18 protein-coding genes are annotated in these 22,668 nt (G+C 46.5%); 2 read left to right on the top strand and 16 right to left on the bottom strand.

Features of this window, described 5'->3' with window-relative positions; all coding sequences use genetic code 11:
* Nucleotides 1–159 precede the first annotated feature (159 nt).
* Nucleotides 160–2,625, top strand: coding sequence for an ATP-dependent Clp protease ATP-binding subunit (locus tag OXH18_RS21845; protein WP_268609588.1), 2,466 nt, complete (start codon nt 160–162; stop codon nt 2,623–2,625).
* Nucleotides 2,626–2,672: 47 nt separating this feature from the next.
* Here the strand turns inward: OXH18_RS21845 and OXH18_RS21840 are convergent, their stop codons facing one another.
* Nucleotides 2,673–3,167, bottom strand: coding sequence for a DUF4168 domain-containing protein (locus OXH18_RS21840; protein WP_268609587.1), 495 nt, complete (start codon nt 3,165–3,167; stop codon nt 2,673–2,675).
* A gap of 541 nt (nt 3,168–3,708) precedes the next feature.
* Between OXH18_RS21840 and OXH18_RS21835 the strand changes: the two genes are divergently transcribed.
* Complete coding sequence (locus OXH18_RS21835; protein ID WP_268609586.1) at nt 3,709–4,944, top strand: DUF4336 domain-containing protein; 1,236 nt, start codon at nt 3,709–3,711, stop codon at nt 4,942–4,944.
* On the opposite strand, the gene OXH18_RS21830 is transcribed toward OXH18_RS21835, so the two are convergent.
* From OXH18_RS21830 to OXH18_RS21760, 15 genes are all read right to left on the bottom strand, one after another.
* Nucleotides 4,919–5,743, bottom strand: coding sequence for an arylamine N-acetyltransferase family protein (locus OXH18_RS21830; RefSeq protein WP_268609585.1), 825 nt, complete (start codon nt 5,741–5,743; stop codon nt 4,919–4,921). The genes OXH18_RS21835 and OXH18_RS21830 overlap by 26 nt on opposite strands.
* A gap of 240 nt (nt 5,744–5,983) precedes the next feature.
* Nucleotides 5,984–6,259: a GlsB/YeaQ/YmgE family stress response membrane protein gene (locus OXH18_RS21825; protein ID WP_268609583.1), complete on the bottom strand. Its 276-nt coding sequence runs from the start codon at nt 6,257–6,259 to the stop codon at nt 5,984–5,986.
* 186 nt (nt 6,260–6,445) lie between these two features.
* Complete coding sequence (gene psbB / locus OXH18_RS21820) at nt 6,446–7,978, bottom strand: photosystem II chlorophyll-binding protein CP47 (protein WP_268609581.1); 1,533 nt, start codon at nt 7,976–7,978, stop codon at nt 6,446–6,448.
* Between the two features lie 85 nt (nt 7,979–8,063).
* Nucleotides 8,064–8,294, bottom strand: coding sequence for a hypothetical protein (locus OXH18_RS21815; protein ID WP_268609580.1), 231 nt, complete (start codon nt 8,292–8,294; stop codon nt 8,064–8,066).
* A 182-nt stretch (nt 8,295–8,476) separates the two neighbouring features.
* Entirely contained in the window at nt 8,477–9,895 is a 1,419-nt protein-coding gene (gene psbC, locus OXH18_RS21810) for a photosystem II reaction center protein CP43 (RefSeq protein ID WP_390904341.1), read from the bottom strand.
* Nucleotides 9,879–10,937: a photosystem II D2 protein (photosystem q(a) protein) gene (gene psbD, locus OXH18_RS21805; RefSeq protein ID WP_268609578.1), complete on the bottom strand. Its 1,059-nt coding sequence runs from the start codon at nt 10,935–10,937 to the stop codon at nt 9,879–9,881. The genes psbC and psbD overlap by 17 nt, the downstream gene beginning before the upstream one ends.
* Before the next feature lie 24 nt (nt 10,938–10,961).
* Complete coding sequence (gene apcD / locus OXH18_RS21800) at nt 10,962–11,483, bottom strand: allophycocyanin subunit alpha-B (protein ID WP_268609577.1); 522 nt, start codon at nt 11,481–11,483, stop codon at nt 10,962–10,964.
* Between the two features lie 160 nt (nt 11,484–11,643).
* Nucleotides 11,644–13,986, bottom strand: coding sequence for a phycobilisome rod-core linker polypeptide (locus OXH18_RS21795; protein ID WP_268609576.1), 2,343 nt, complete (start codon nt 13,984–13,986; stop codon nt 11,644–11,646).
* Between the two features lie 138 nt (nt 13,987–14,124).
* Nucleotides 14,125–14,604 (bottom strand): allophycocyanin subunit alpha-B, encoded by a 480-nt coding sequence (gene apcD, locus OXH18_RS21790; RefSeq protein WP_268609575.1) that lies wholly within the window; start codon nt 14,602–14,604, stop codon nt 14,125–14,127.
* Nucleotides 14,605–14,798: 194 nt separating this feature from the next.
* Nucleotides 14,799–15,284, bottom strand: coding sequence for a globin family protein (locus OXH18_RS21785; RefSeq protein ID WP_268609574.1), 486 nt, complete (start codon nt 15,282–15,284; stop codon nt 14,799–14,801).
* A gap of 118 nt (nt 15,285–15,402) precedes the next feature.
* Entirely contained in the window at nt 15,403–15,879 is a 477-nt protein-coding gene (gene apcD, locus OXH18_RS21780) for an allophycocyanin subunit alpha-B (RefSeq protein WP_268609573.1), read from the bottom strand.
* Between the two features lie 540 nt (nt 15,880–16,419).
* Complete coding sequence (gene psbA / locus OXH18_RS21775; RefSeq protein WP_268609572.1) at nt 16,420–17,502, bottom strand: photosystem II q(b) protein; 1,083 nt, start codon at nt 17,500–17,502, stop codon at nt 16,420–16,422.
* Between the two features lie 183 nt (nt 17,503–17,685).
* Nucleotides 17,686–18,066 (bottom strand): response regulator, encoded by a 381-nt coding sequence (locus OXH18_RS21770; protein WP_268609571.1) that lies wholly within the window; start codon nt 18,064–18,066, stop codon nt 17,686–17,688.
* The gene (locus OXH18_RS21765; RefSeq protein WP_268609570.1) at nt 18,038–20,575 is read right to left on the bottom strand and encodes an ATP-binding protein; all 2,538 of its coding nucleotides are present in this window, start codon (nt 20,573–20,575) and stop codon (nt 18,038–18,040) included. Before OXH18_RS21765 ends, OXH18_RS21770 begins: the two co-directional genes overlap by 29 nt.
* Nucleotides 20,576–20,629: 54 nt before the next feature.
* Nucleotides 20,630–22,627 carry a response regulator gene (locus OXH18_RS21760; RefSeq protein WP_268609569.1) on the bottom strand — a complete coding sequence of 666 codons (1,998 nt, stop codon included), beginning with the start codon at nt 22,625–22,627 and terminating at the stop codon, nt 20,630–20,632.
* Nucleotides 22,628–22,668: the final 41 nt, after the last annotated feature.

The raw sequence follows: 22,668 nt of genomic DNA, 5'->3' as shown, positions 1-22,668 counted from the left end.
ACATAGATTGCTCTGAGAGATTGATAGAGATTGATCTTCGTGAAGTTGATAGAACTGCATTCGGTTGCGCGCTTCAGTCATTTTTCTCAGCATTCTTAGCTTTTTGCGTTAGGGCAGCCGATCGGCTGCACCAGTCAGCCTAGTGGAGGAATTCGATTCATGTTTGAGTATTTTACGGAGCAAGCCATCGCAGTAATTATGGCTGCCCAAGAAGAAGCTCGCCGTTTGGGATATCGTTCGGCTGGAACCGAGCAACTTCTGCTGGGGTTGCTTCGTGGCAAGGGAACAACAGCGGCGAAGCTATTAACAGATTTAGGGGTGACGCTGGAGGCAGCTCGTAGTGAGGTTAAAAATCTCATGGGTCGTAGCCATAATGCAGCACTGACGGAAATTCCGTTTACCCCAAAGTCGGTTCGCGTGCTGGAACAAGCTACTGTTCTAGCTCAACAAAACCAGTCTTATGTGACGCCAGAGCATTTGTTGCTTAGCATTTTGGAAGATGATAATAATATTGCCCTCAAGGTGCTAGAGAATCTGGGGGTTGATTTAGTGCAATTGCTGGAACAGGTAAGTCAGGCGATCGAAGCGGCTCCAGTCGCAGCAGGGGTACGAGAGCGCTCCCAAGCTCCACAAGCGAAACGATCGTCCCTCCGCACACTTGACGAATTTGGCCGCGATTTAACCCAACTAGCCGCCCAAGGACAGCTTGATCCAATGGTGGGTCGGCAGCTAGAACTGGAGCGAGTAGTGCAAATTTTGGGGCGTCGCACTAAAAATAACCCGGTGCTGGTTGGTGAACCTGGCGTGGGTAAAACTGCCATTGCCGAAGGACTAGCCCAGCGGATTCACGATGGCAATGTACCTGATATCTTGCGTGACAAGCAGGTGATCAGCCTTGATGTTGGAACGTTACTATCAGGAACTCGCCTACGCGGTGAGTTTGAGGAACGCATGTCCAAAATTGTTGAGGAAGTGCGGCAGGCGGGAAATATTATTCTGGTGATTGATGAAATTCATACATTGGTAGGGGCCGGAGCCACCGAAGGCAGTCTAGATGCTGCCAATATGCTGAAGCCAGCCTTAGCGCGAGGCGAGTTCCAGGTGTTGGGAGCTACCACGCTCGACGAATATCGCAAGTACATCGAGCGCGATGCTGCCTTAGAGCGACGGTTTCAGCCCGTCACCGTGGGCGAACCCAGTGTTGAAGAAACGATTGCGATTTTGCACGGTCTGCGCGATCGCTATGAGCAGCACCACCGCGTCACAATTACAGATGAAGCCTTAGACGCAGCAGCCAAACTATCCCACCGCTATATTGCCGATCGATTCTTGCCTGACAAAGCCATTGACCTAATTGACGAAGCCGGATCACTGGTGCGGTTGCGGCAGGCTCAACATTCCCCCGTCCGATCGCTGAAGCAGGAACTAAGCCAAATAGCCACTGATAAGCAAGCGGCTGTAGACGCTCAAGATTTTGAGCAAGCTGGAAAATTGCGCGATCGGGAACTGGAGTTAGAAGCCCAGATCAAAGCGATTCTGTCCTCAACAGATACCACCCCATCGGATGCTGCCTCTGTCACCGCAGATGATATTGCTCATATCGTCTCCGAATGGACACGCATTCCCGTCACCAAACTTACCGAATCCACTTCGGCGTTGCTGCTGCACCTGGAAGATGCCCTCCACGATCGCGTGATTGGTCAAGAAGTGGCGGTGAGCGCCGTCGCTCGTGCTATTCGTCGGGCCCGTGTGGGGTTGAAAAATCCCGAACGTCCGATTGCCAGCCTCATCTTTGCTGGACCTACAGGGGTTGGTAAAACAGAGTTAACAAAGGCATTGGCGGCGACGGTGTTTGGCTCGGAAGATGCCATGATTCGCCTGGATATGTCCGAGTACATGGAAGCCCACACTGTTTCCAAGCTGATTGGATCGCCACCGGGATATGTTGGTTACGACGAAGGCGGGCAATTGACCGAAGCGGTACGTCGCCAGCCCTACACCGTGATTTTGCTGGATGAGATTGAAAAAGCCCATCCAGATGTATTTAACATGCTGTTGCAATTGTTGGAAGATGGGCGCTTGACCGATGCCAAAGGCCGCACGGTCAGTTTCAAGAATACTTTGTTGATTATGACCTCGAACATCGGCTCCAAGCTGATTGAGAAGGGTGGCGGTGGCTTGGGCTTTGAGCTTACCGACGATCGCGCCAACACGCAGTATCAGCACATTCGCACGCGCGTTCAAGATGAGATGAAGCACTACTTCCGCCCGGAATTGCTGAATCGCATTGATGAGATCATCGTTTTCCAACCGCTGACACGCGACGAGCTCCAGCAAATTGCCGATCTGTTGCTGAAAGAGGTAGACGATCGCCTCAGCGAACAAGCCATTCGCATTGAAGTCACCGATGCGTTCAAAGAGCAGTTAATTCAGGAAGGGTACAACCCCAGCTACGGAGCGCGACCATTGCGTCGAGCCATTGCCCGCTTGCTAGAAGACAATCTAGCCGAAGCCATTCTGGCAGGTCAGGTGAGTATGGGAGAAACGGCGATCGTGGACATTGACAACGACGGTAACGTGCAGATTCAGCGCAAACCTGTTCCAGCCGTTACTGAAGTTGCCTAGTCAAGCGATGGGCGATTGACTAGTGGAGGACTGATGGAGGAGATGTGCTATTGTCCACAGGCATCTGATGGTTGCTGAATACAGCGAATGCGCTGTGCCAAGGCGGCATTAGACTGACTCGCAGACATAATGGCATTGAACTGATCGATTCTAAGATTATTCTCCTCCACAATCCCGATCGCCCAATTGCAATAGCTTACGGCTCGTTCCCTAGCTCCTGATGGGAGTTCCTCTAAGCTACTGGGCACGTCACAGCGAATGGCAGGAACATAACCCACGATTCCCTTAATTTCTTCCACCACTCGCTGTCGGCGAATTTCTAACTGCTCGGCTGCCCGAACATAATTCTCTAAGTCTTGATCTGAAAACTGAGACCCATTTTGCGCATAAGCCGCTTGGCTGAAGGTCAACTCAGCCGTGGAAGTATTCAGTGTCGGCACTATCCCCAGCAGCACTCCGGCTGTAGATAAGACACCTACTATCAGCGATCGAACGACGATCGGTTTAAAGGAACAACGAGAAAACGCAAGAGCGGTAGTCATAACGGACTTATTGCCAAACCTGAATAGCAGTATTCATATTTACTTTGAATTATTCTAAGGGTGAGAAGTTCCTGACGAATGTATCCGAGGAGAGGAAGATAGCAGAAAAGCAAAAGCAGAGAGGGAGAGCTAGGAGTTGAGGGTCAGGCGATCGGCTAATGGTGCCACATGCTAGTGCCACAGTGGCAGCGGCGGCGGTGAGGGATTCACTATCAGCAAATTTGGTGCGACAATATTGAGAATATTTGCATCTAATGAGCAATCTCTGGCTAGAGCAATCGCTGTGATTATCGAGGGTGAAGGATTTCGCGGAACCGGATAATCCAAATCTATACCCCTTCGCGTTATCCCACACCAATTTGATGCACAACCACTAAACTTTTGCTAAAACACCCAGGACTATCTCTGTAGATTGATTCAAAAGAGAGCAACAGAAGGGTGAGAATAGGAGAGAACCAATTTGGGTTGTTCAATCAGGAGCATTGTTCAACCCAATACACATCAATAGACCGAAATAGACCGATTGATTTGAGCCTGTTTTATGAGCCTGCCATCCCATCGACTTGATCGTTTACCAGAACCATCGATCGCATCTGCTCAACCTCAGGATTGGCGTTGGAAATTTTGGATGGCGTTACCGCTGTACCCCTATGGTTGTCGCCGCACGTTGCGTACCGAAGTAGTAAAGGATACTATTTGGACGTTTGATCAGCTTCATGGCATTTTGTATACGATCGTTCCCATCCGTATGACCGTGGTTCGTCTACAAACAGGTGGATTATTGGTTTATGCTCCCGTAGCACCGACGATCGAATGTATTCGTCTGATTAATCAATTGGTGGCACAACACGGAGAGGTGAAATACATTCTCCTTCCTACTAGTTCTGGACTTGAACATAAAGTGTTTGTAGGTCCGTTTGCGCGTTGTTTTCCACAAGCCCAGGTGTTTGTTGCGCCGCATCAGTGGAGTTTTCCGTTGAATTTACCGCTCAGTTGGTTAGGCTTTCCGCAGCGTCGTACGCAAGAGTTACCAACTGGCTGCCGTCACACTCCCTTTGCTGATGAATTTGACTATGCTGTTTTAGACATTGATCTGGGGCGGGGAGCGTTTGTAGAAGTAGCCTTGTTGCACAAACCATCCCAAACGCTTTTAGTAACCGACGCTGTGCTGTCAGTACCCATCAATCCGCCAGCGATCGTTCAGTTAGACCCGTATCCACTGCTATTCCATGCCCGCGATGGGGCAGGTGAGGCAGTGACAGACACAGACGCTAATCGACGCAAGGGCTGGCAGCGAATTTCACTATTTGCCATCTATTTTCGACCAAGCGTAGTCGAGACGGTGGGGCTGGGACAAGCCATTCGAGACGCTTTGAAGGCTCCCGATCGCTCCCAAAAAGCGTACTTTGGGTTATACCCGTTTCGCTGGAAAGAGAACTGGCCGGACTCTTTCAAGGCATTGCATCGAGATGGCCGACTGTTTGTCGCTCCCATTCTACAAACCCTAATTTTTCCGCAAGCTCCTCAACAAGTGTTGAATTGGGTAGAGACCATCGCCAACTGGTCATTTCAACGGATCATTCCCTGTCATTTTGATGCACCTATTGCCGCTAATTCTAATCACTTTCGTCAGGCATTCGCATGTTTGCAGACGGATACCAAGGCTGTTTCCCTGACTTCGTCTACCCTATCCGATGCCGACGCTGAGTTTATCAGAAACCTAGAGGCAGCACTCGTCCGTCGGGGCATCGCTAAGCCTCCGAAGACAAGGGGGTAGGGATTGGAGAGTAGAGATGCCAAGATACTTCCGGGGATAGAGCAATGCCGAAATATTGTTTTAATGCTTGATCATAAGAATCAGCGGTTGTAAGCTGGGTGACAATCGAATGACGAACGCCGCGAATTTTTAAGACATGGTTATTGAGAATAATTCGAGACTCTGATGTAGGAATAATACAAAGACGTTTTCGTGTAAACAAAGAATCCGGCGATCGAGAAGCAAAAAAGTTCATCATCCGGTAATCGGCTGGGTATTGTTTTTCAGGAATAAAGGCATACAGCGATCGCCATTCATCGTTGAGTTGGTGCTGAAGTATCAAGCCAAGATTTTCATCAGATTGCAGCCTAAATGTATCAATGGTTTGATCCCATTCTCGATTCACTTCAGTGACAATGGGTTGCACCAAACCGTTGCCGCCAAATCCAACATCTACTAGCCAAGATTGACCTCTAAGCTCTACGATTGCCATCTGATGTGATTTTTGCCGCAAGGAGCCATTGGGCATAAACACTCGGGCCGCCATAGGGATAATATGAAAGCCAAGATGTTGTAAAACTAATAGAAACAGCCCATTTAACTCATAGCAATAACCGCCGCGTTTTCGATTGATGAGTTTGTTGAAGAGGCGATCGGGGTCCAGATGAATGTCTTGTCCTAAGAAAATATCTAGATTTTCAAAGGGAATATGTTGCGCTTGAGCTTGGTGAAGTTGACAAAGGGTTTCCTCAGAGTGCCCTAAAGAACCATGATACTGAATTCGCTCTAGGTAAGCATCTAATTGATGAATTGACAGCATGGTAATAGCGTCGTTTCCAGTCTCAACTTGGTTCCATTATGATAGGTTTCAGTTGATTCTGGCACTGGTCTAAATCAGCGCTGCCGAAGACTACCAAAAAAAGAGTAGGCTTTTGCTTCACCTACTCAATCTACTCACGATTTTGATTACCCAACCTTGTCAATGTCAATTTAGTTAACGGCTGCACTAGTAGCTTGCAAATACAGCGAAACTAACAAACGTCCTTTTCATTCTGTGCGCTTAGTAGATGCGACGGCGACGGCTCATCAAGCCCCATAACCAAATGGCAATCAGCGCACCAATCACAGCAATTATTAAACCAGGAATACTCAGACTGGTAGAAACGATCGCTAAGCTGCCTGTCTGCAAAACATTAAAAAGCGTTCCACCGATAAATGCCCCAACGATGCCCAGCAACAACGTGGCTAGAATTCCACCCGGTTGATATCCAGGATAAATTGCTTTTGCGATCGCGCCTGCCAATAAACCTAGTACAATCCAAGCTAAAAGATTCATTGCAGTTTACCTCTGCTTTTCGTGGAAGTTTGCTTGTTCAGTTAAGCATTATTGCTTTTACGATACTCAGTATCGTATTTAAAAAAGCACTATCCAAGGTGAGAAGCATTCTCTCTCCCTGGATAGAGTTTGTACTTTACTACTTAACGATTATGGTCATCAAATAGATAACGCATTGGCTCTGGTCTAGAGCGCAACTCGTTTACGAGTAGTTGGATCACCTACTTTTTGGAAAACGCCAAATTCTACTTGTTCAATATCAAGTTCCGGATCAATACCTGAGAATACATCCCGGAAAAGGGTGCGGCAACCGTGCCAGAGATGTCCGAAGAACCACAACAATCCCCAACAAACGTGGGCAAAGGCAAACCAACCGCGAGTGCTGGTTCGGAAGATACCATCTGACTTGAGCGTTTCCGTATCAAAAGCAAAGGGTTCACCTAGTTGAGCTTGACGCGCATATTTTTTAACAACAGGTGGATCGGTAAAGGTTTGTCCATCCAAACTGCCACCGTAAAAACTGACACGGACTCCTTGTTGCTCAAAGCTGTATCGGGCATCTGCACGACGGAAGGGAATATCAGCGCGAACGATCCCGTTGCTATCGGTGAGTACCACTGGAAAATTTTCAAAAAAGTTGGGCATACGTCGAACTGTTAGCTCGCGCCCTTCGCCGTCTGTGAATACGGGATGACCCAGCCAATCCAGGGCAATGCCATCACCTTTCAACATTGGGCCGACTCGAAACAAACCGCCTTTGGCAGGACTGTTACCGACGTAATCATAGAAGGCTAGTTTCTCAGGAATTGCAGACCATGCGTCAGATAAACTCGCGCCATCCGCTAAACTGGCTTTGACTCGACGATCGATCTCATGTTTGAAGTAACTACTATCCCATTGATAGCGTGTCGGTCCAAACAATTCGATCGGCGTGGTGGCGCTACCATACCACATTGTTCCCGCTACCACAAACGCCGCAAAGAAAAACGTCGCTAACCCGCTTGCCAACACGGTTTCAATATTGCCCATCCGCAACGCTCGGTATAGGTTTTCCGACGGGCGGGTGTTGATGTGGAATAACCCACCGATGATGCCGACAATACCAGCCGCAATATGATGAGCAACGACCCCCCCTGGATTGAATGGATTAAATCCGTTAGCTGTCCAGTCTGGTTTAACAGGTTGGATGTGTCCAGTTAAGCCATAGGCATCAGACACCCACATACCAGGCCCCCAAATGCCCGTTAAATGAAATGCGCCAAAGCCAAAGCAGAGCAGTCCAGCTAACAGTAAGTGAATGCCAAAAATCTTCGGCAAATCAAGAAACGGTTCACCTGATTGATCGTCTTTGAACAGATCTAAATCCCAGTAAACCCAATGCCAGCAGGCTGCCAGGAACAGCAACCCAGCCAGAAGAATATGCAGAATAGCAACCGTTTCAAATGTCCAGAATCCAGGATGATTGACCACTTCACCGTTGATATTCCAGCCATCCCAGGAGTTTGTGACTCCTAAGCGAGCCATAAAGGGCATGACGAACATGCCTTGTCGCCACATGGGATTAAGAGCAGCATGACTTGGATCAAACACAGCCAACTCATATAGCGCCATTGACCCAGCCCATCCGGCTGTTAGGGCTGTGTGCATGAGATGGACAGCAATTAAGCGCCCTGGATCATTGAGAACAACCGTATGGACGCGATACCAGGGAAGTCCCATAAGGTAAGCTCCTTTTCTAGTAGGGAATGGGGGTTGAGGAGTAAGAAGTGCTTACTTTCACTCTCGTTTAGAATCGCTACAGTTTCTAAAGCGTGTTTGCATGAACAGGTTCTTTCTCGTTCACGGAATCATTCAGCGTTGAGGGATAAAATTCCGATGCAGACCGATAATCAGGACAATCGATCGCCGCCTCCGATAGAGCAATAGAAGGATGAACCGTACATTTTAGTTGATAATTTCCAGTAAAAAACTGACACTTAGCGCAAGGAATCTTGTGCATTTTGCCAGCGTGATGTACAGCCTCTTGTAGAACCATCCAAAGACTACGACCTAGAAGAAATATCAATAGCCACGCAACTGCAAAGCATATAGGTTTTAAGAAAGGTGAAGTGGCTTCAATTGGAACATTTAGGAGCATGATACTTACCCGAAATTGAGAATAGAGGAAAAGATGAATGATGAACAAGGGAGCGTATTCATCATTCATCGGCAATCACACTAATCAATATCTGGCATGGACAAAACAGGTTCGTTGGCTCGATCGATGCCTCGTTCAAAGCCAGCAGCAGCAGCACGGGCACGGCCGGCGTGCCAGAGATGGCCTACTAGAAAGAGAAAGGCAAAGACAAAGTGGGCAGCGGCTAGCCAAGTACGGGTTCCGACAAAATTGAAAGAATTGATCTCTGTGGCCAACCCACCCACTGAATTGAGAGAACCGATCGGCGGATGCGTCATATATTCAGCCGCGCGACGGATTTGCCAGGGCTGCACATCATGCTGAAGTTTATCGAGATCGAGTCCATTGGGACCACGCAGGGGTTCTAGCCAGGGGGCACGACAATCCCAAAAACGCATGGTTTCTCCCCCAAAAATGATTTCCCCGGTGGGCGATCGTTGCAAGTATTTTCCTAACCCGGTGGGGCCTTGAGCCGAGCCAACATTCGCTCCTAGCTTCTGATCACGAACCAAAAAGATAAGCGCTTGCGCCTGAGACGACTCTGCAACGGTAGGACCGTAAAATTCGCTGGGATAGGCCGTGTTATTAAACCAGATGAAGGCGGTGGCAATAAAAGCCTGTCCACAGATGTTGCCCAAGCTTTGAGCAAGATAGGCTTCCCCCGACCATGTAAATGCGCCATGTGTCCACTTAAACGGCTGCGTGACAATATGCCAGATACCTCCTGCAATTAGAAGCGCCCCCACCCAAATGTGTCCGCCGACAATGTCTTCCAAATTGTTAACGCCAACAATCCAGCCAGCTTCTCCGTAGGGCGATCGGAACAAATACCCGAAGATTCTCAAAGGATTGAGAGTGGGATGTGTCACAAGGCGTACATCTCCGCCTCCGGGGGCCCAAGTGTCATACAACCCCCCCCAAAACATGGCTTTGCAAACAAACAGCAATGCTGCAACGCCCAAGGCGATCAGGTGATACCCTAAAATTGTTGTGACTTTGTCCTTATCGGCCCAGTCAAAATCGAAGAATCCTGGTAGCCGTTCGGGTCCACGCAGAGCATGATACAGTCCACCTAATCCCAACACTGCTGAACCAATTAAGTGCATCACGGCGATCGCAAAGAAGGGAAAAATACTAGTGACCTGCCCTCCGGGCCCAACGCCAAACCCTAATGTTGCTACATGGGGCATAAGGATTAGTCCCTGTTCATACATTGGCTTTTCTGGAACATAGTGCGCCACTTCAAACAGCAGCATGGCTCCAGCCCAGAAAGCAACCAGTCCCGCATGGGCCACATGGGCCCCCAAGAAACGCCCCGACTTGTTAATGAAGCGAGCATTGCCAGCCCACCACGGATAGCCAGTGGACGCAATATCCCGGCCTTCGCTAGCGGTTTCAATGGCTTTGCCTTTAGCAGTTGGAACAACTCGTGCTGTAGAGCGATCAAAGAGCGTTGCCACGAGGGAGTACCTCCTCTGGGAATACAAAGTGTTCATGGGGTTGGTCTGCTTCTGCCATCCAGACGCGCAACCCCTCGTTTAATAAAATGTTTTTGGTATAGAACGTTTCGTATTCAGGATCGGCTGCCGCTCGCAACTCTTGGCTAATGAAATCGTAGGCCCGCAGATTAAATGCTAGCCCTGCCATGCCGATCGCACTCATCCATAAGCCTGTAACTGGCACAAACAGCATAAAAAAGTGCAGCCAGCGTTTGTTGGAAAACGCAATGCCAAAAATTTGCGACCAGAAGCGGTTGGCAGTGACAAATGAATAGGTTTCTTCCTGCTGCGTTGGGCTATACCCTGAAAAAGTGCTGTAGGTGCGTGTATCTTCAAATAACGTATTTTCTACCGTCGCGCCATGAATCGCACACAGCAGCGCACCACCCAACACTCCAGCAACACCCATCATGTGAAACGGATTGAGGGTGTAGTTGTGAAAGCCTTGCACAAACAACACAAAGCGGAAGATGGCCGCCACTCCAAAACTGGGTGCAAAGAACCAACTGGATTGTCCCAATGGATACACTAAAAATGTAGCCACGAACACCGCGATCGGGGCTGAAAAAGCGAGAGCATTATAGGGACGAACTCCAACCAGTCGCGCAATCTCAATTTGTCGCAAACAGAATCCAATCAATCCCAAAGCACCATGAAATGCGGTAAACGTCCAGAGACCTCCTAACTGGCACCAGCGCGTAAAATCCCATTGAGCTTCTGGCCCCCACAGAAATAGCAGAGAGTGTCCTAAACTATCCGCAGGAGTTGAGACGGCGGCTGTCAAAAAATTACAGCCTTCTAAATAGGAACTTGCTAACCCGTGCGTATACCAGGAAGTGACAAAGGTTGTACCCGTAAACCACGCTCCAATTGATAAGTATGCACAGGGAAAAAGCAACAGTCCTGACCAACCAATAAACACAAACCGATCGCGCTTTAACCAATCATCAAATATCGTAAAAACATCACCCCACGATCGGGGACGCTCTAATGCAATCGTCATCGCATCTTCTCCTCAAAAACAATATCAATACTCCAACACACCATCATTCATAAAGTAGGGTGCACCAGGATACGCCAGGTATTGAATAATGTGATCAAAATAAGGAACTACCTCGGCTGCATCATCTTCACCTAGTAATGCGATCGCCTCTTCTTTTAGACAACGCACTGCTTCTACCCAATTGGCTAGAGGAATTCCCAAAGAGGTATACATTTCCTTCATGCCAATCGTGCCAATTTCTGCTAGAGGTTGTTCATTGCCAGCCAACACGCAGTAAGCAATGAGGCGAATATACCAACCTTGATCGCGTTGACAAGATGCGGTTTTACGCATATTGCCACTGTTGCTGGGTGTAATTGGACAACGTTTCCAGAATCGAACACTTCCCTGTTCTACCAACAGTTTTTCATTTTTTGCTAACGTTGTCGCAATCCGAATCCGTCGATCGCCCGACTTGCAAAAATTTTGAATCATGCGAATCTCACTGGGTGTTGGATAACGCAGTTCTTCATCGGCATTGAGAAGAACTTGCTTGACCAAGCTCATGATTTGTCCTCCATTGAGATAATTTGAATGCCTCCAAACCAACCGATATAGAATCGCTGTTTTTGGAAAAATATCTGTTTGATAAATTTGCAAATTTTGTTCATATCGAAAGCGAGCAGTCACTTCCTTTGACAAGTTCGAATCACTCTTGTGGTTCTGATTATGATTCAGATACAACCTGTTCGATCATTTCAGAAGACTCAACGTCCGAATTCTCTGAATTTTCCACTGTCGATTGCATTTCTGCCTTCAATTCAATCAATTGAGAATCAGCTAGATTTTGCATTGCCAATAAACTTTGGGAATCTCTTGCCTGTAAAGTTGGCTTGTTCATCAGGTGATTGAATCGACCGTTGCTAGCGACTTTCATCATTGAAACCCAAGCATTGCCATTGCCAAACAGATGATCCTCAGGATTCATTGGCGTGGTTTCTTGTTGAGAAAGTTGTTTGTTATTCAAACTATTTCTCGATCGCAATTCATAGCCTCTAGGAGTCACAAAGCGTTCATAGGGAACGGTATCTTCTCCGAATACTTCCAGATATTCATCACTGTCAATTAGTGCATCCACAAAGGCGTGAAATCCTTGGCGAGCACAGAGATCGTAATAATGGCTCATTTCCTGTCGCCCGTGGGTAGGTCGCCCTAATAAGCGCCGATGAATGTATTCAATTGCCTTGGTGATATACAGCGAATCCCAATACAACTGGCGAAATAACCGGGATTTGGCAAGCTGGCGCACAAACTCCCGCATGGTAATTTCCCCTGACTTTAGCTTTACTTCCGCTGTAGTCAACCGTTGTCCCTCAAACACCTCGCGTCCAAAGACTTGCCGATAGGCCGCTTGGATTACGGCTGTGGGAGAGTGCTTCGACAACGATACACTGATGCCTTGATGCGATCGATTTCCATTAGTGCCACTGCTCCACACTAAATGATCGAATTTGATAATCCGGTGATGACTCGGACTAACTGCTCCAAGTTCTGTACCGTTGCCTGTCCCATTATCTGAGTTAACCCGAATCAGAATCCGTTGATGATCTTTACCAACAGTCGCTGGACGATCGGTATGTCGTTGATCGGGATGGGGAAAAATAGCGCCAAACTGAATTTCTAATGGATCATTAGTAGCACCATAGGGATGCTGATTGGGAAGCGGATGTTGATAATCGCCGAACAACGTAATGAATTGCGGTACTCGTCGAACAGCCGCATTGAACTTGAACAACTCCAATTGAGGTCCCCAATTGCGGCATTCCTGTGCCTCCTGTCCCAGTCCTCGTAGATAGGGAACGGTTTCTTCGCCAAAATAGTCGCTGTATTCCTGAGAATCCACGAGGGCATCCACTAGCGCAGGTAATCCCCCCTTAGAGATTACTTCAAAATATTCCTGAAACTCCTCGATCGAACTTAATCCACGCCCCAGAAAATGCCGCACCGCTAGCTCAATTACCCGACTGATCACAAATGGTTCATAATATTCTCGGCGGTAAAGCCGGGATTTTCCCAATTGACGAATGAATTCTTTTGTGGAGAGTTCACCACTCTTGACCTTGGATTCCAACTCATTCAGACGCAATCCACAGGACCGAGTAATGTCCCGCTCAAACACTTGCCGATAGGCTGCTTGAATCGCCTCCTGCTGTTCTGTTACCGACAAACTGGGTTTGAGAACAAATTTGGGGCGCGATGTAGCCGCTAAAGCGTAGCTTTCTGGCAGTTGCAATCCCTGTTTATCATTGGAGAAGCCTTGTCGCAGTCGAATCGGTGGTTTTTCAACCAGATATTCTGACACCAACACATCAAAATGTTCTTGAACAATCGCGTTGGCTTCAGCATCTTGTTTGAAATAACTGAGTGCTTTCCACCGCATATCTTTAATAGCAACAACGGTAGCTTCCGTGACATCTTCGGGAATGACTCCACGTAAGCCACGTACATTGACAGAGAGAATACTGGGATTGTCGGAAACAATCGCATAAGTGACATAGCGAAGAAACCAACTGAGATCTCGCATGGAACGCTTCATACGAATCGGGCCATATCGAGCTACATTAATAGGGCGAAATCCGCTAGGCAGTGGATCTCGATTTTCCAGAAATTGTGCCCGTGCAAATCCCGTTAGCCAATCAACCGGATTTCCTGGTCTTGATATTTGTGGCTTTAGCCTTTCCTTGGCTGGAAGAGGTGCTCTTCTCTTGGGCAACGGGGTATAGCCCGGCAACTGATCGCGGTTTGGTGGTGCCTCTAAATATGCCATTGGAGAGCCACCAAAGAAGATCCGCTCGGCTCCTGCTGACACGATCGCGTTTGCTTGTTGAGCCAACGTCAGGGCAATCTCAATCCGTTTAGCTCCAGAGCGGAAAAAACTTGACAAGGCATTCAGTTCGCTCTGCTTCAGCCAACGATCCTGTTGTTCAGCCTGAGCAAGGATTGCAGTTGGGGTTGTGTGATAGAGTTGTGGACAGATTACCGGACTGCCGCCGCTTGCATGAGCACTCATTGGCTTTAAATCCTAAACGCTAAATCAGTAGGGAATTGTTCGTAAAATGAGTTGAAAAAATCTAGCTTTTCTGTTCAAGAATTAATGTGCTAGGTAAACATTAAAATCTCTATTCGGTTTATTCCTAGTCATCTAGAACTATGGCATTAATCCTTGAATCAAGTAGTCAAAATAAGGTGCAACCTCAATTGCCTCATCGGGAGTTAATAAATCCAGTGCAATTTCCTTGAGGCAACGCATGCATTCCACGATATTTCGCAGCGGAATTCCCAAAGAAATGTACATTTCTTTTGCCCCTTTGATACCTGTCTTTTCGATTGGATCAATATCGCCAACCACAAGCGCATAGGTGATTAAGCGAATATACCAGCTTTGATCCCGCATACAGGAAGCTCGATAGGTGGGATTGCCACTGTTACTCGGGGTAACCGGGCAGCGTTCCCAAAACCGCTGGCTGCCTCGTTCAACAATGTAGTGTTCATTAGCAGTCAGCGTCGCAGCAATACGCAGGCGATGCGGACCTTCCTCAAAAAAGTCGCGAATGGCATCCAGTTCTCCGGCGCTGAGATAACGAGCTTCACGATCGGCTGCGGCAATCGATCGGGTAATGATACTCATGGTTCTGTTATCTAAGGAGTGAATTTGTTAAAAAATGGGTAATCGGTAATTGGTGTGGGAAACGTATCATTTGCGATCGCATATCACTACCAACACAGCATTTGTTCATAAGTTGTTTCCTTACCAATTACCAATTACCGTTTCCATCGTGCTGTCACGAATGCTTCAAGCGATTACTGCAACAATGGATGGTTTTAGCTTAACCCTGCACAAATGTAATCAAAGTAGGCACCCATTTCTTTTCCAGCTTCTGCCCCAATCAAATCAGTCGTCACTTCTTTCAAGGCTTGCACAGCTCGAATGGTGGCGCCGATTGGCACTCCCAAGGAATTATAGGTTTCCCGTAACCCGTTGAGAATGCGCTCATCTAAAATCGAGGGATCTCCTGCTAGCATGGCATAGGTGGCATAGCGCAGGAAATAATCCATATCGCGAATGCAAGCCGCATAGCGACGGCAGGTGTACATATTGCCACCAGGAGCCGTAATGTCGGTGTACATCAAAGATTTAGCCACGGCTTGCGTGACAAGCGCACTGGCATTCGCACTAATGGCAACAGCCGCTCGCGATCGCAACTCACCACTTTGGAAATAGTTTCTCAAGCGCTCCAAACCCGAATCATCCAAATACTTGCCTTGCACGTCAGAAGAATTGATTAGCGCTGTGATTGCATCTTGCATGGCTTAAGTCTCCTGAATTGAACGTTTGAATCAAAATTTCAACAGTCAAGGGAATCTAATCAATAGGACAATCGATCGATCAACGTGAACTGTTTGTACTTCACAATCTGTTTGTGCCTTATGAAAGTGCCCGAATGATGTAATCAAAATACGGTGCAACTTCCACCGCATCTTCTGCACTGAGCAATGAAATTGACTCCTCTTTAACACAGCGCATGGCCTCTACTAGATTTCGCAGGGGAATTTCCAACGAGTTGTACATTTCTTTAATACCGATCGTGCCAATCTCTGCCAGGGGTTGCTCACTGCCCGCCAGAATACAGTACGCCACTAAGCGAACATACCAGCCTTGATCTCGTTGACAAGACGCGGTTTTGCGGGGATTGCCACTATTGCTTGGCGTCACTGGACAGCGTTCCCAGAACCGAGCGCTAGCATTTTGCACAATCCGATCTTCATTCTGTGCCAAGGTTGAAGCAATGCGAATGCGCTGTTCGCCTGATTTCAGAAAGTCCTGAAAAATGCGTAACTCCTTAGGGGCTGGATAGCGCGCTTCACTATCTGCATTTAAAATTAATTCCGTAACAATGCTCATTCATCCTCTCCTTACTAATTCTTCAGATAGTTGTTTTCATGCTTGATTACGTTTGAAAAATGTGAGTAATCACTGCATTGAAATACCAAGTTTATGTTGAATTGTTGTTGATCTTGACAATAACTAGCCTAACAATATCGAACACAGTGTTGAGCTAGCTAAAAACGAAATTCAGCGTTCCCAAATTGAAAATTCCAGAAATCAAATGGAATCCATTCTAGACAAAGCATTCAGTTTGTTTGGCAGCTTAGATCATTAATAAATCAAACTGAAGATGTTTATAAAGATAGAGAAAAAACATAAAAAACCTATGAAGAAAAGAAGTGATTTAACAAAACTTCACAACAAATTGAAAATAATATTTGAATAAGATGAAAAAGGCATTTTCCTATAGAAAATGCCCGAGTCTATACCGTTTATTTTGATTGGAGGAAGGTTGAGATGATAACAAGAATGATTGACTATTGCAAGCTTTCAACGCGCTAAAACCAAAATGATTTGCGATCGCTCTCCTCCGATCACTGCTTTTACAACGCCAATTCAACTAGAAATACTGGGGGCTTGCATAGCTACAGGAATGCCTTCTCCTCCAGCTAAATCTAAGGGGAAATTATGGGCATTGCGCTCATGCAGAACCTCAAAGCCTAGATTTGCGCGATTAATGACATCCGCCCAAGTATTAATCACTCGACCTTGCGAATCCAAAACAGATTGATTAAAGTTGAAACCATTTAAATTAAATGCCATCGTACTGATGCCCAACGCTGTGCACCAAATACAAATCACTGGAAACGCTGCCAAAAAGAAATGCAGCGATCGTGAATTATTAAAGCTGGCATACTGAAAAATTAAGCGGCCAAAATAGCCATGAGCAGCCAGTAGATTATAGGTTTCCTCCTCCTGTCCAAATTTATAGCCTAAATTCTGCGATTCTGACTCTGTTGTCTCTCGTACCAAGCTAGACGTAACTAGACTGCCATGCATCGCGCAGAATAGCGATCCTCCAAATACTCCAGCAACTCCTAACATGTGGAACGGGTGCATTAAGATATTGTGTTCGGCTTGGAAGACAAACATGAAATTGAACGTGCCGCTAATACCCATTGGTAGTCCATCGGAGAAACTGCCCTGACCAATCGGATAAATCAAAAATACAGAGGCCGTTGCTGCTAATGGAGCACTATAGGCGACAGCAATCCAAGGGCGCATTCCTAACCGATAACTTAGTTCCCATTCTCGCCCCATATAACAACAAAGGGCTGGAATATAGTGGGCTCCAATCATCTGATAAGGTCCGCCATTGTAGAGCCATTCATCCATGCTTGCTGCTTCCCAAATTGGATAAAAATGTAAGCCGATGGCATTGGAAGTTGGGACGACAGCCGCCGTGATGATATTATTGCCGTAGAGTAATGAGCCTGCGATTGGTTCGCGAATTCCATCAATATCGACGGGGGGAGCCGCAATAAACGCAATTACAAACACGCAGGTGGAGACTCCTAATAAGGGAATCATCAAAACACCAAACCAACCGATATATAACCGATTTTCAGTGCTAGTGACCCAATCACAGAATTGCTTCCACCGATCGCGGACTCCGCGTTGTTGAATGAGTGTAGTCATGGTAATACTTAAAATTCAGCTACAATCAATGAATGTCAAAGACGTTTGGTAGACACACGGTAAGCTCCTCACATTCATTTGTGTGTTGCAAACATCTTTAGAGTAGATGGAAGTGAACTAAGAAGATACGTAAAAGAATAAGGGAAAAACCTGAAAAACTGGGGAAGAAAGTAAACTAATTTTCTACAACTTCTCAACCAATGCTTCTGCAACCTGATCGGATAAACTGAACGGATCATAGGGTTTAGTGATAACTGCTGCCACCTTTAATCGAGTGAACTGGCGCTGTTCGGCTGATTGGGCCTTTGCAGTCAGCAAAATAATTGGAATATTTTGAGTTTCAGGATTATCCTGTAAGTTTTGAAAAGTTGTTAATCCATCCATCCCTGGCATCATAATGTCTAACAGGATAGCATCTGGCTTCTCTGCCGCCGCTTTGATTAGGCCTTCACTACCCGAACTTGCTGTTAGAACGTCCCATTCGCCTGTGATTTCTAAACAGATTTGGGTCGCTTCTCGAATATCTGCGTCATCATCAATGATCAAGATGCGTTTGATGGTCATGATAATTATCCTTGGGTAACGGTAAGGTGAAGTAGAAGTTGCTGCCTTTGCCTAATCTACTTTCAGCCCAAATTTGCCCGCCATGTTGTTGCACAATACTACGACAAATGGCTAGCCCCAGACCTGTTCCGCCTTGATGCCCCGAATTAGAGGCATCCAGTTGTTGAAATTGCCCAAAAATGGTTTCCAGTTTATCTTCAGGAATACCCAGTCCTTGATCTTTGACAGCAATCAGCAGCGTATCAGGGGAAGAATGAATAGTAGGTGCTGTTTGCTGTTTGGGGTTTAAGATTTTTTGTTTTAGTTCTGCGACTACCCAAACAGTAGAACCTTGAGGTGAAAATTTGATCGCATTACTTAATAAATTAGTCAGTGTTTGAATGATTCGATCGGGATCAGCCCACAATTCAACCGATACCGGATTAGCCACTAGCTTGATGGAGGATCGCTCAGCCATTGCTCGCATAACTTCAATCGCTTCTGTAATTAAATCAGCCGCATTACAACTGTGTTTTTTCAGTGTAACTTTGCCGAACTTAATCCGCTCAATGTCTAGAATGTCATTTACCAGGCGAACTAAACGGTTGGTATTTGAAAACGCAATATCGAGCATCCGTTGGCTTTTGTCGGGTTGCATTGTTAAGTCGCCACGAGCCAGCAAACCCAATGCCGCTCGAATTGAAGTCAATGGAGTTCGTAATTCATGACTAACAACTGAAACAAACTCATCTTTCATTCGTTCTACAATTTGTCGTTCTGTAATATCTTTGAAAATTACAACTGCCCCTAAGATTCTTCCCTGCTCACGAATTGGTGTACTAACATACTCTACCGGAAAGCTAGAACCATCTTGCCGATAGAATAAATCCTCTGTGATGTGTTGCACGGCTCCCTCTATTAACGTTTGATGAATGGGATTTTCTTCCCAATCATACGGCGTTCCATCTGGTTTAGAGTGATTGAGCAGCGTATACATGCACTGTCCTGACAGTTCTTCTACTTCATATCCAAGGATTCTGGCAGCCGCCGGATTTACAAACGTCGTTTTACCCTGAAGATTCAGCCCGTAAATTCCTTCACCCGCCGAATTCAAAATCAACTCATTTTGGCGACTGAGCCGCTTGAGTGAATCCCTTGCCTGTTGTCGCTCTCGTAAAGCACGTTCACGTTCAGCGATCTCTCGCCGCAACTCAGCATTAGCTTGTTGTAATTCTGTTGTTCGTTCTAAAACTCGGTGTTCCAACTCAGTATTTAATGCCTGAACTTGCCGATATAGCTCATATTGATGAATCGCCATTGCCAGATGATTGCCCAAGTTTCGGGCTAGCTCAACATCAGCAGATGTCCAGTCATGCGATTGCCCTTGCCTCAACTCTCGCCAGGTCTCAAATGACTGACGCGGGCGTAATTGACGCGGATCATCGTTATCAAGCCGTCCTGCCCAAATCGTTTCAATTTCAATTTGACCTCGAAAAACGCTCAAATATCCCAAAAACTGCTGCCGATACTGCAATCGTACAACCAATAATCCACGAATTTGAGCCGATAATAACGCTAGGGTGATATCTGGAGACACAATGAGATCATAGAGATCGGAGATCGCCCAAATATCATCCACAGAATTTACAGGGTCTCCATTTAAACAAGCTTGCCAATCGGGATGCTGTTCGATGAAACTGGATGGGGGTGGAGAGGTGGAGGGAGGATTCGGTTGTGTGCCGTAGGTGAAGAGTTGGGGCGTTTGGCTTGGGCTTTGCGGCGTAATATAGATTCTGCCTCCTATTCCTTGTAGCGCTGCTACAGTCTGTTCTAATGCTGCTTGAAACTGCATTTCAGTTGTGGAATGGAGCAATGAGACAACGTAATTGATGGTGGCTTCTTGCTGAGCTTGGAGCCGAGTTTGACTCAGTAGCGTTGAATGGGCGATCGCCACAGAAACCTGATCTGCTACAGATTGGACGACTTTTAATTCTCGTTTGGCGACTCGTCGAGGAGCATGATGGTGAGAAACTAACAATCCCCAGAGTTGATTAGCGGAAAGGATGGGCACGACGAGCGATGATTGTACACCCATTGCCGTGAGATATTCAGCATGGCACGGATCAACAGGACGAAATTGAATGTCAGTTGCTGATAGTGTTCCTGTTTTTGGACAGCGTAATGGGCTAGTCCCAATCTGACTAGCTGCCACATTAACAATCGTTCGCTGTCGGGCTTTCAAAAATAATTCCCGTGCTTCCGGTGGAATATCGCCTGCTGGAAATCGGTGTCCAATCAGAGAGGGTAATCGTTTTTCATGAATGGCTTCTGCAATTACTTCACCGCTACCATCCGGATGAAATCGATAGACTTTGACTCGATCGGTTTTCAAAAATGCTCGCACCTCTGTCACCGTAGACGCTAAAATGTCCGGTAGCTCCAACGATTGGCGAATCCGGTTCGTCATTCGGTGTAGCAGGATTTCAGGAGAACTGATAGATTCAGTTAAAATGAAATCAGGTTGGGACATGGCAATGGACAGATGGGATTGCTAGAACGGTTCATGGTTGTTGATTCTACGGGCTTAGGGGCTAGCTTTTTCTATCCCTTGAGGTCTCAGTTCATTAGTTTCCATCGTCATTAGAGTTTGTTGTAAATACGATCGTTCTAATTGTCCAAGAATGCGAGTAAGAAGTTCCGATTGAGCTAGAGATTTGTTAATGAAATCATTCGCACCCGCGGTAAAAGCTTGATGTTCTATTTGAGGATCGGTGTGTACCGTGAGAAACAGAATAGGTAGTCGTTGCCAAGCAGGAGTATGCCGTACAACCCGGCAGAGGTCAATTCCATTAAATTCAGGCATTTCAACATCAAGAACTAACAAATCCGGTGAACAAGCCTCCAACGTATCCCAGAACTGTGGCGGTTGCTCTAGCGTGGTCAATGTCAATCCCCAAGGCTCTAGAAGCGTGCGTAAGCTACTCAAAACCTGCGGATCATCATCAACGATCAAAATGTTGCCAGAGAGCTTGCGAAGCCGCGATCGTATCAATTTGATCATTTCGATGGTTTGCTTCACCGTGGGTTGATGTAAGAAGGCATAAGCACCCAACTCAGCCGCTTTAACTCGGTTTGCCAAACAGTTATTTGCGGTACAAACCAGAACAGGCATCGGAGGAGGTTGATGAATGACTTCAGTTAGAGCTTTTAGACAACTGGGGGTCATTTCCTTAAATGTCAGATTGAGCAGGATGACATCCGGTAACTGAAGCGTGGAGTTGAAGTGATTGATGTGAGAGTCCTCTAAATACTGCAACTTGTAATTTTTCAGTGCTGTAACTTGTACGACTTTTAATTCTTCAATAGTTGAAGTCAAATGAATGGTGAGGTTCTGAGTTTTAGCAAATTCAATTACCTGGGCTGCGAGTGCTGGCTCATGATCTACTAGAAGTAAGATTGGGGCTTGATACGATATCGGCAGACATGGATGGGGCGATGAATCTTGTAGTTCTTGCTCTAATTGATGAATCAAATTCACTATTTTTTGTTTATTAGTGGTATTGATCGCTTGCTCATTGGCAAATTGCTGTTCAATGTCAGCCGCTAGCCGTGATCCTTCGATAAATCCAAACACCCCCAATGCTCCAGCCAGTTTGTGAGCGGCTAATTGGGCCTGCTGTTGCAATCGATCCGTTAATGTGTTCTCCAATAAAGCTCTAGAGGCTTGTTTGAGAACAGCGAGGCGATCGGTATTTTGCTTTCTAGACTTTTGCCAAACTTCCGCCAAAGCTGCTTTGGTTTGCTGTTGAATTGAAGATTTTTCCTCTGTATGTGGTGTTTTTTTAACGGTTAATGAATATGTGGCAGTTGATGCGGTTGATGGTGGTGTCACCTCGGCTTTGATTGCATCAAGGGGCTTTAAGCGATATCCAACACCGTACACTGTTTCAATCAAGTCTGATGCGGCCCCTGCTTGTCTTAACTTTTGACGTAAGCCTTTAATGTGAGCAGTCACCGTATCTTCGCTTGGCGTCTCATTAATTGTCCAGAGGCTCTCCAAAATGTCGTTGCGGCTGAAGACATAGTGTTGTTTGCGGAGAAATAGTTCCAAGATTCGGTATTCTTTTGGCGTTAAGTAGAGGGGATGTCCCTGATAAGTCACCTCGCGAGTATTAGGATTGAGACGTAAATTTTCCCACTCTAGAATGGTTAGAACGGGTGTAGCTCCTCTTCGCAACAGCACCCGAATTCGCGCCAGAAGCTCCTCCATTTCAAATGGTTTAATTACATAATCATCGGCTCCTGCATCCAGTCCAATCACCCGTTGAGCGCTGGAACGCTGGGCCGTAAGCAACAGCACAGGTGTTTGATAATGATGCGATCGTAACTGACGACAAAATTGAATGCCGTCTAGTTTTGGCAGAACAACGTCTAGCACAATCAGATCATAGGTAAACGCTTCTACAAGCTGCCAACCCATCTGTCCATCGTTTGCAATATCAACGACATAGTGTTCATCGTTTAACACTTTCTCAAGTGCTTTAGCGATAGAGTCATCATCCTCAACGAGTAGAAGCCTCATATGCAAGTGCCTATCTAAACGTAAATCGCAAGTTTTTTTGA

Source organism: Thermocoleostomius sinensis A174 (assembly GCF_026802175.1).
Classification (GTDB): domain Bacteria; phylum Cyanobacteriota; class Cyanobacteriia; order Elainellales; family Elainellaceae; genus Thermocoleostomius; species Thermocoleostomius sinensis.
Note: the sequence above shows the minus strand (reverse complement) of the source record. Positions and strands in the feature narration are given on the sequence as shown.

Bases quoted from the DNA above. Each gene is read 5' to 3' on its own strand.
- OXH18_RS21845 (WP_268609588.1), top strand. From the start codon at position 160: ATGTTTGAGTATTTTACGGAGCAAGCCATCGCAGTAATTATGGCTGCC.
- OXH18_RS21840 (WP_268609587.1), bottom strand. From the start codon at position 3,167: ATGACTACCGCTCTTGCGTTTTCTCGTTGTTCCTTTAAACCGATCGTC.
- OXH18_RS21835 (WP_268609586.1), top strand. From the start codon at position 3,709: ATGAGCCTGCCATCCCATCGACTTGATCGTTTACCAGAACCATCGATC.
- OXH18_RS21830 (WP_268609585.1), bottom strand. From the start codon at position 5,743: ATGCTGTCAATTCATCAATTAGATGCTTACCTAGAGCGAATTCAGTAT.
- OXH18_RS21825 (WP_268609583.1), bottom strand. From the start codon at position 6,259: ATGAATCTTTTAGCTTGGATTGTACTAGGTTTATTGGCAGGCGCGATC.
- psbB (WP_268609581.1), bottom strand. From the start codon at position 7,978: ATGGGACTTCCCTGGTATCGCGTCCATACGGTTGTTCTCAATGATCCA.
- OXH18_RS21815 (WP_268609580.1), bottom strand. From the start codon at position 8,294: ATGGTTCTACAAGAGGCTGTACATCACGCTGGCAAAATGCACAAGATT.
- psbD (WP_268609578.1), bottom strand. From the start codon at position 10,937: ATGACGATTGCATTAGAGCGTCCCCGATCGTGGGGTGATGTTTTTACG.
- apcD (WP_268609577.1), bottom strand. From the start codon at position 11,483: ATGAGCTTGGTCAAGCAAGTTCTTCTCAATGCCGATGAAGAACTGCGT.
- OXH18_RS21795 (WP_268609576.1), bottom strand. From the start codon at position 13,986: ATGAGTGCTCATGCAAGCGGCGGCAGTCCGGTAATCTGTCCACAACTC.
- apcD (WP_268609575.1), bottom strand. From the start codon at position 14,604: ATGAGTATCATTACCCGATCGATTGCCGCAGCCGATCGTGAAGCTCGT.
- OXH18_RS21785 (WP_268609574.1), bottom strand. From the start codon at position 15,284: ATGCAAGATGCAATCACAGCGCTAATCAATTCTTCTGACGTGCAAGGC.
- apcD (WP_268609573.1), bottom strand. From the start codon at position 15,879: ATGAGCATTGTTACGGAATTAATTTTAAATGCAGATAGTGAAGCGCGC.
- psbA (WP_268609572.1), bottom strand. From the start codon at position 17,502: ATGACTACACTCATTCAACAACGCGGAGTCCGCGATCGGTGGAAGCAA.
- OXH18_RS21770 (WP_268609571.1), bottom strand. From the start codon at position 18,066: ATGACCATCAAACGCATCTTGATCATTGATGATGACGCAGATATTCGA.
- OXH18_RS21765 (WP_268609570.1), bottom strand. From the start codon at position 20,575: ATGTCCCAACCTGATTTCATTTTAACTGAATCTATCAGTTCTCCTGAA.
- OXH18_RS21760 (WP_268609569.1), bottom strand. From the start codon at position 22,627: ATGAGGCTTCTACTCGTTGAGGATGATGACTCTATCGCTAAAGCACTT.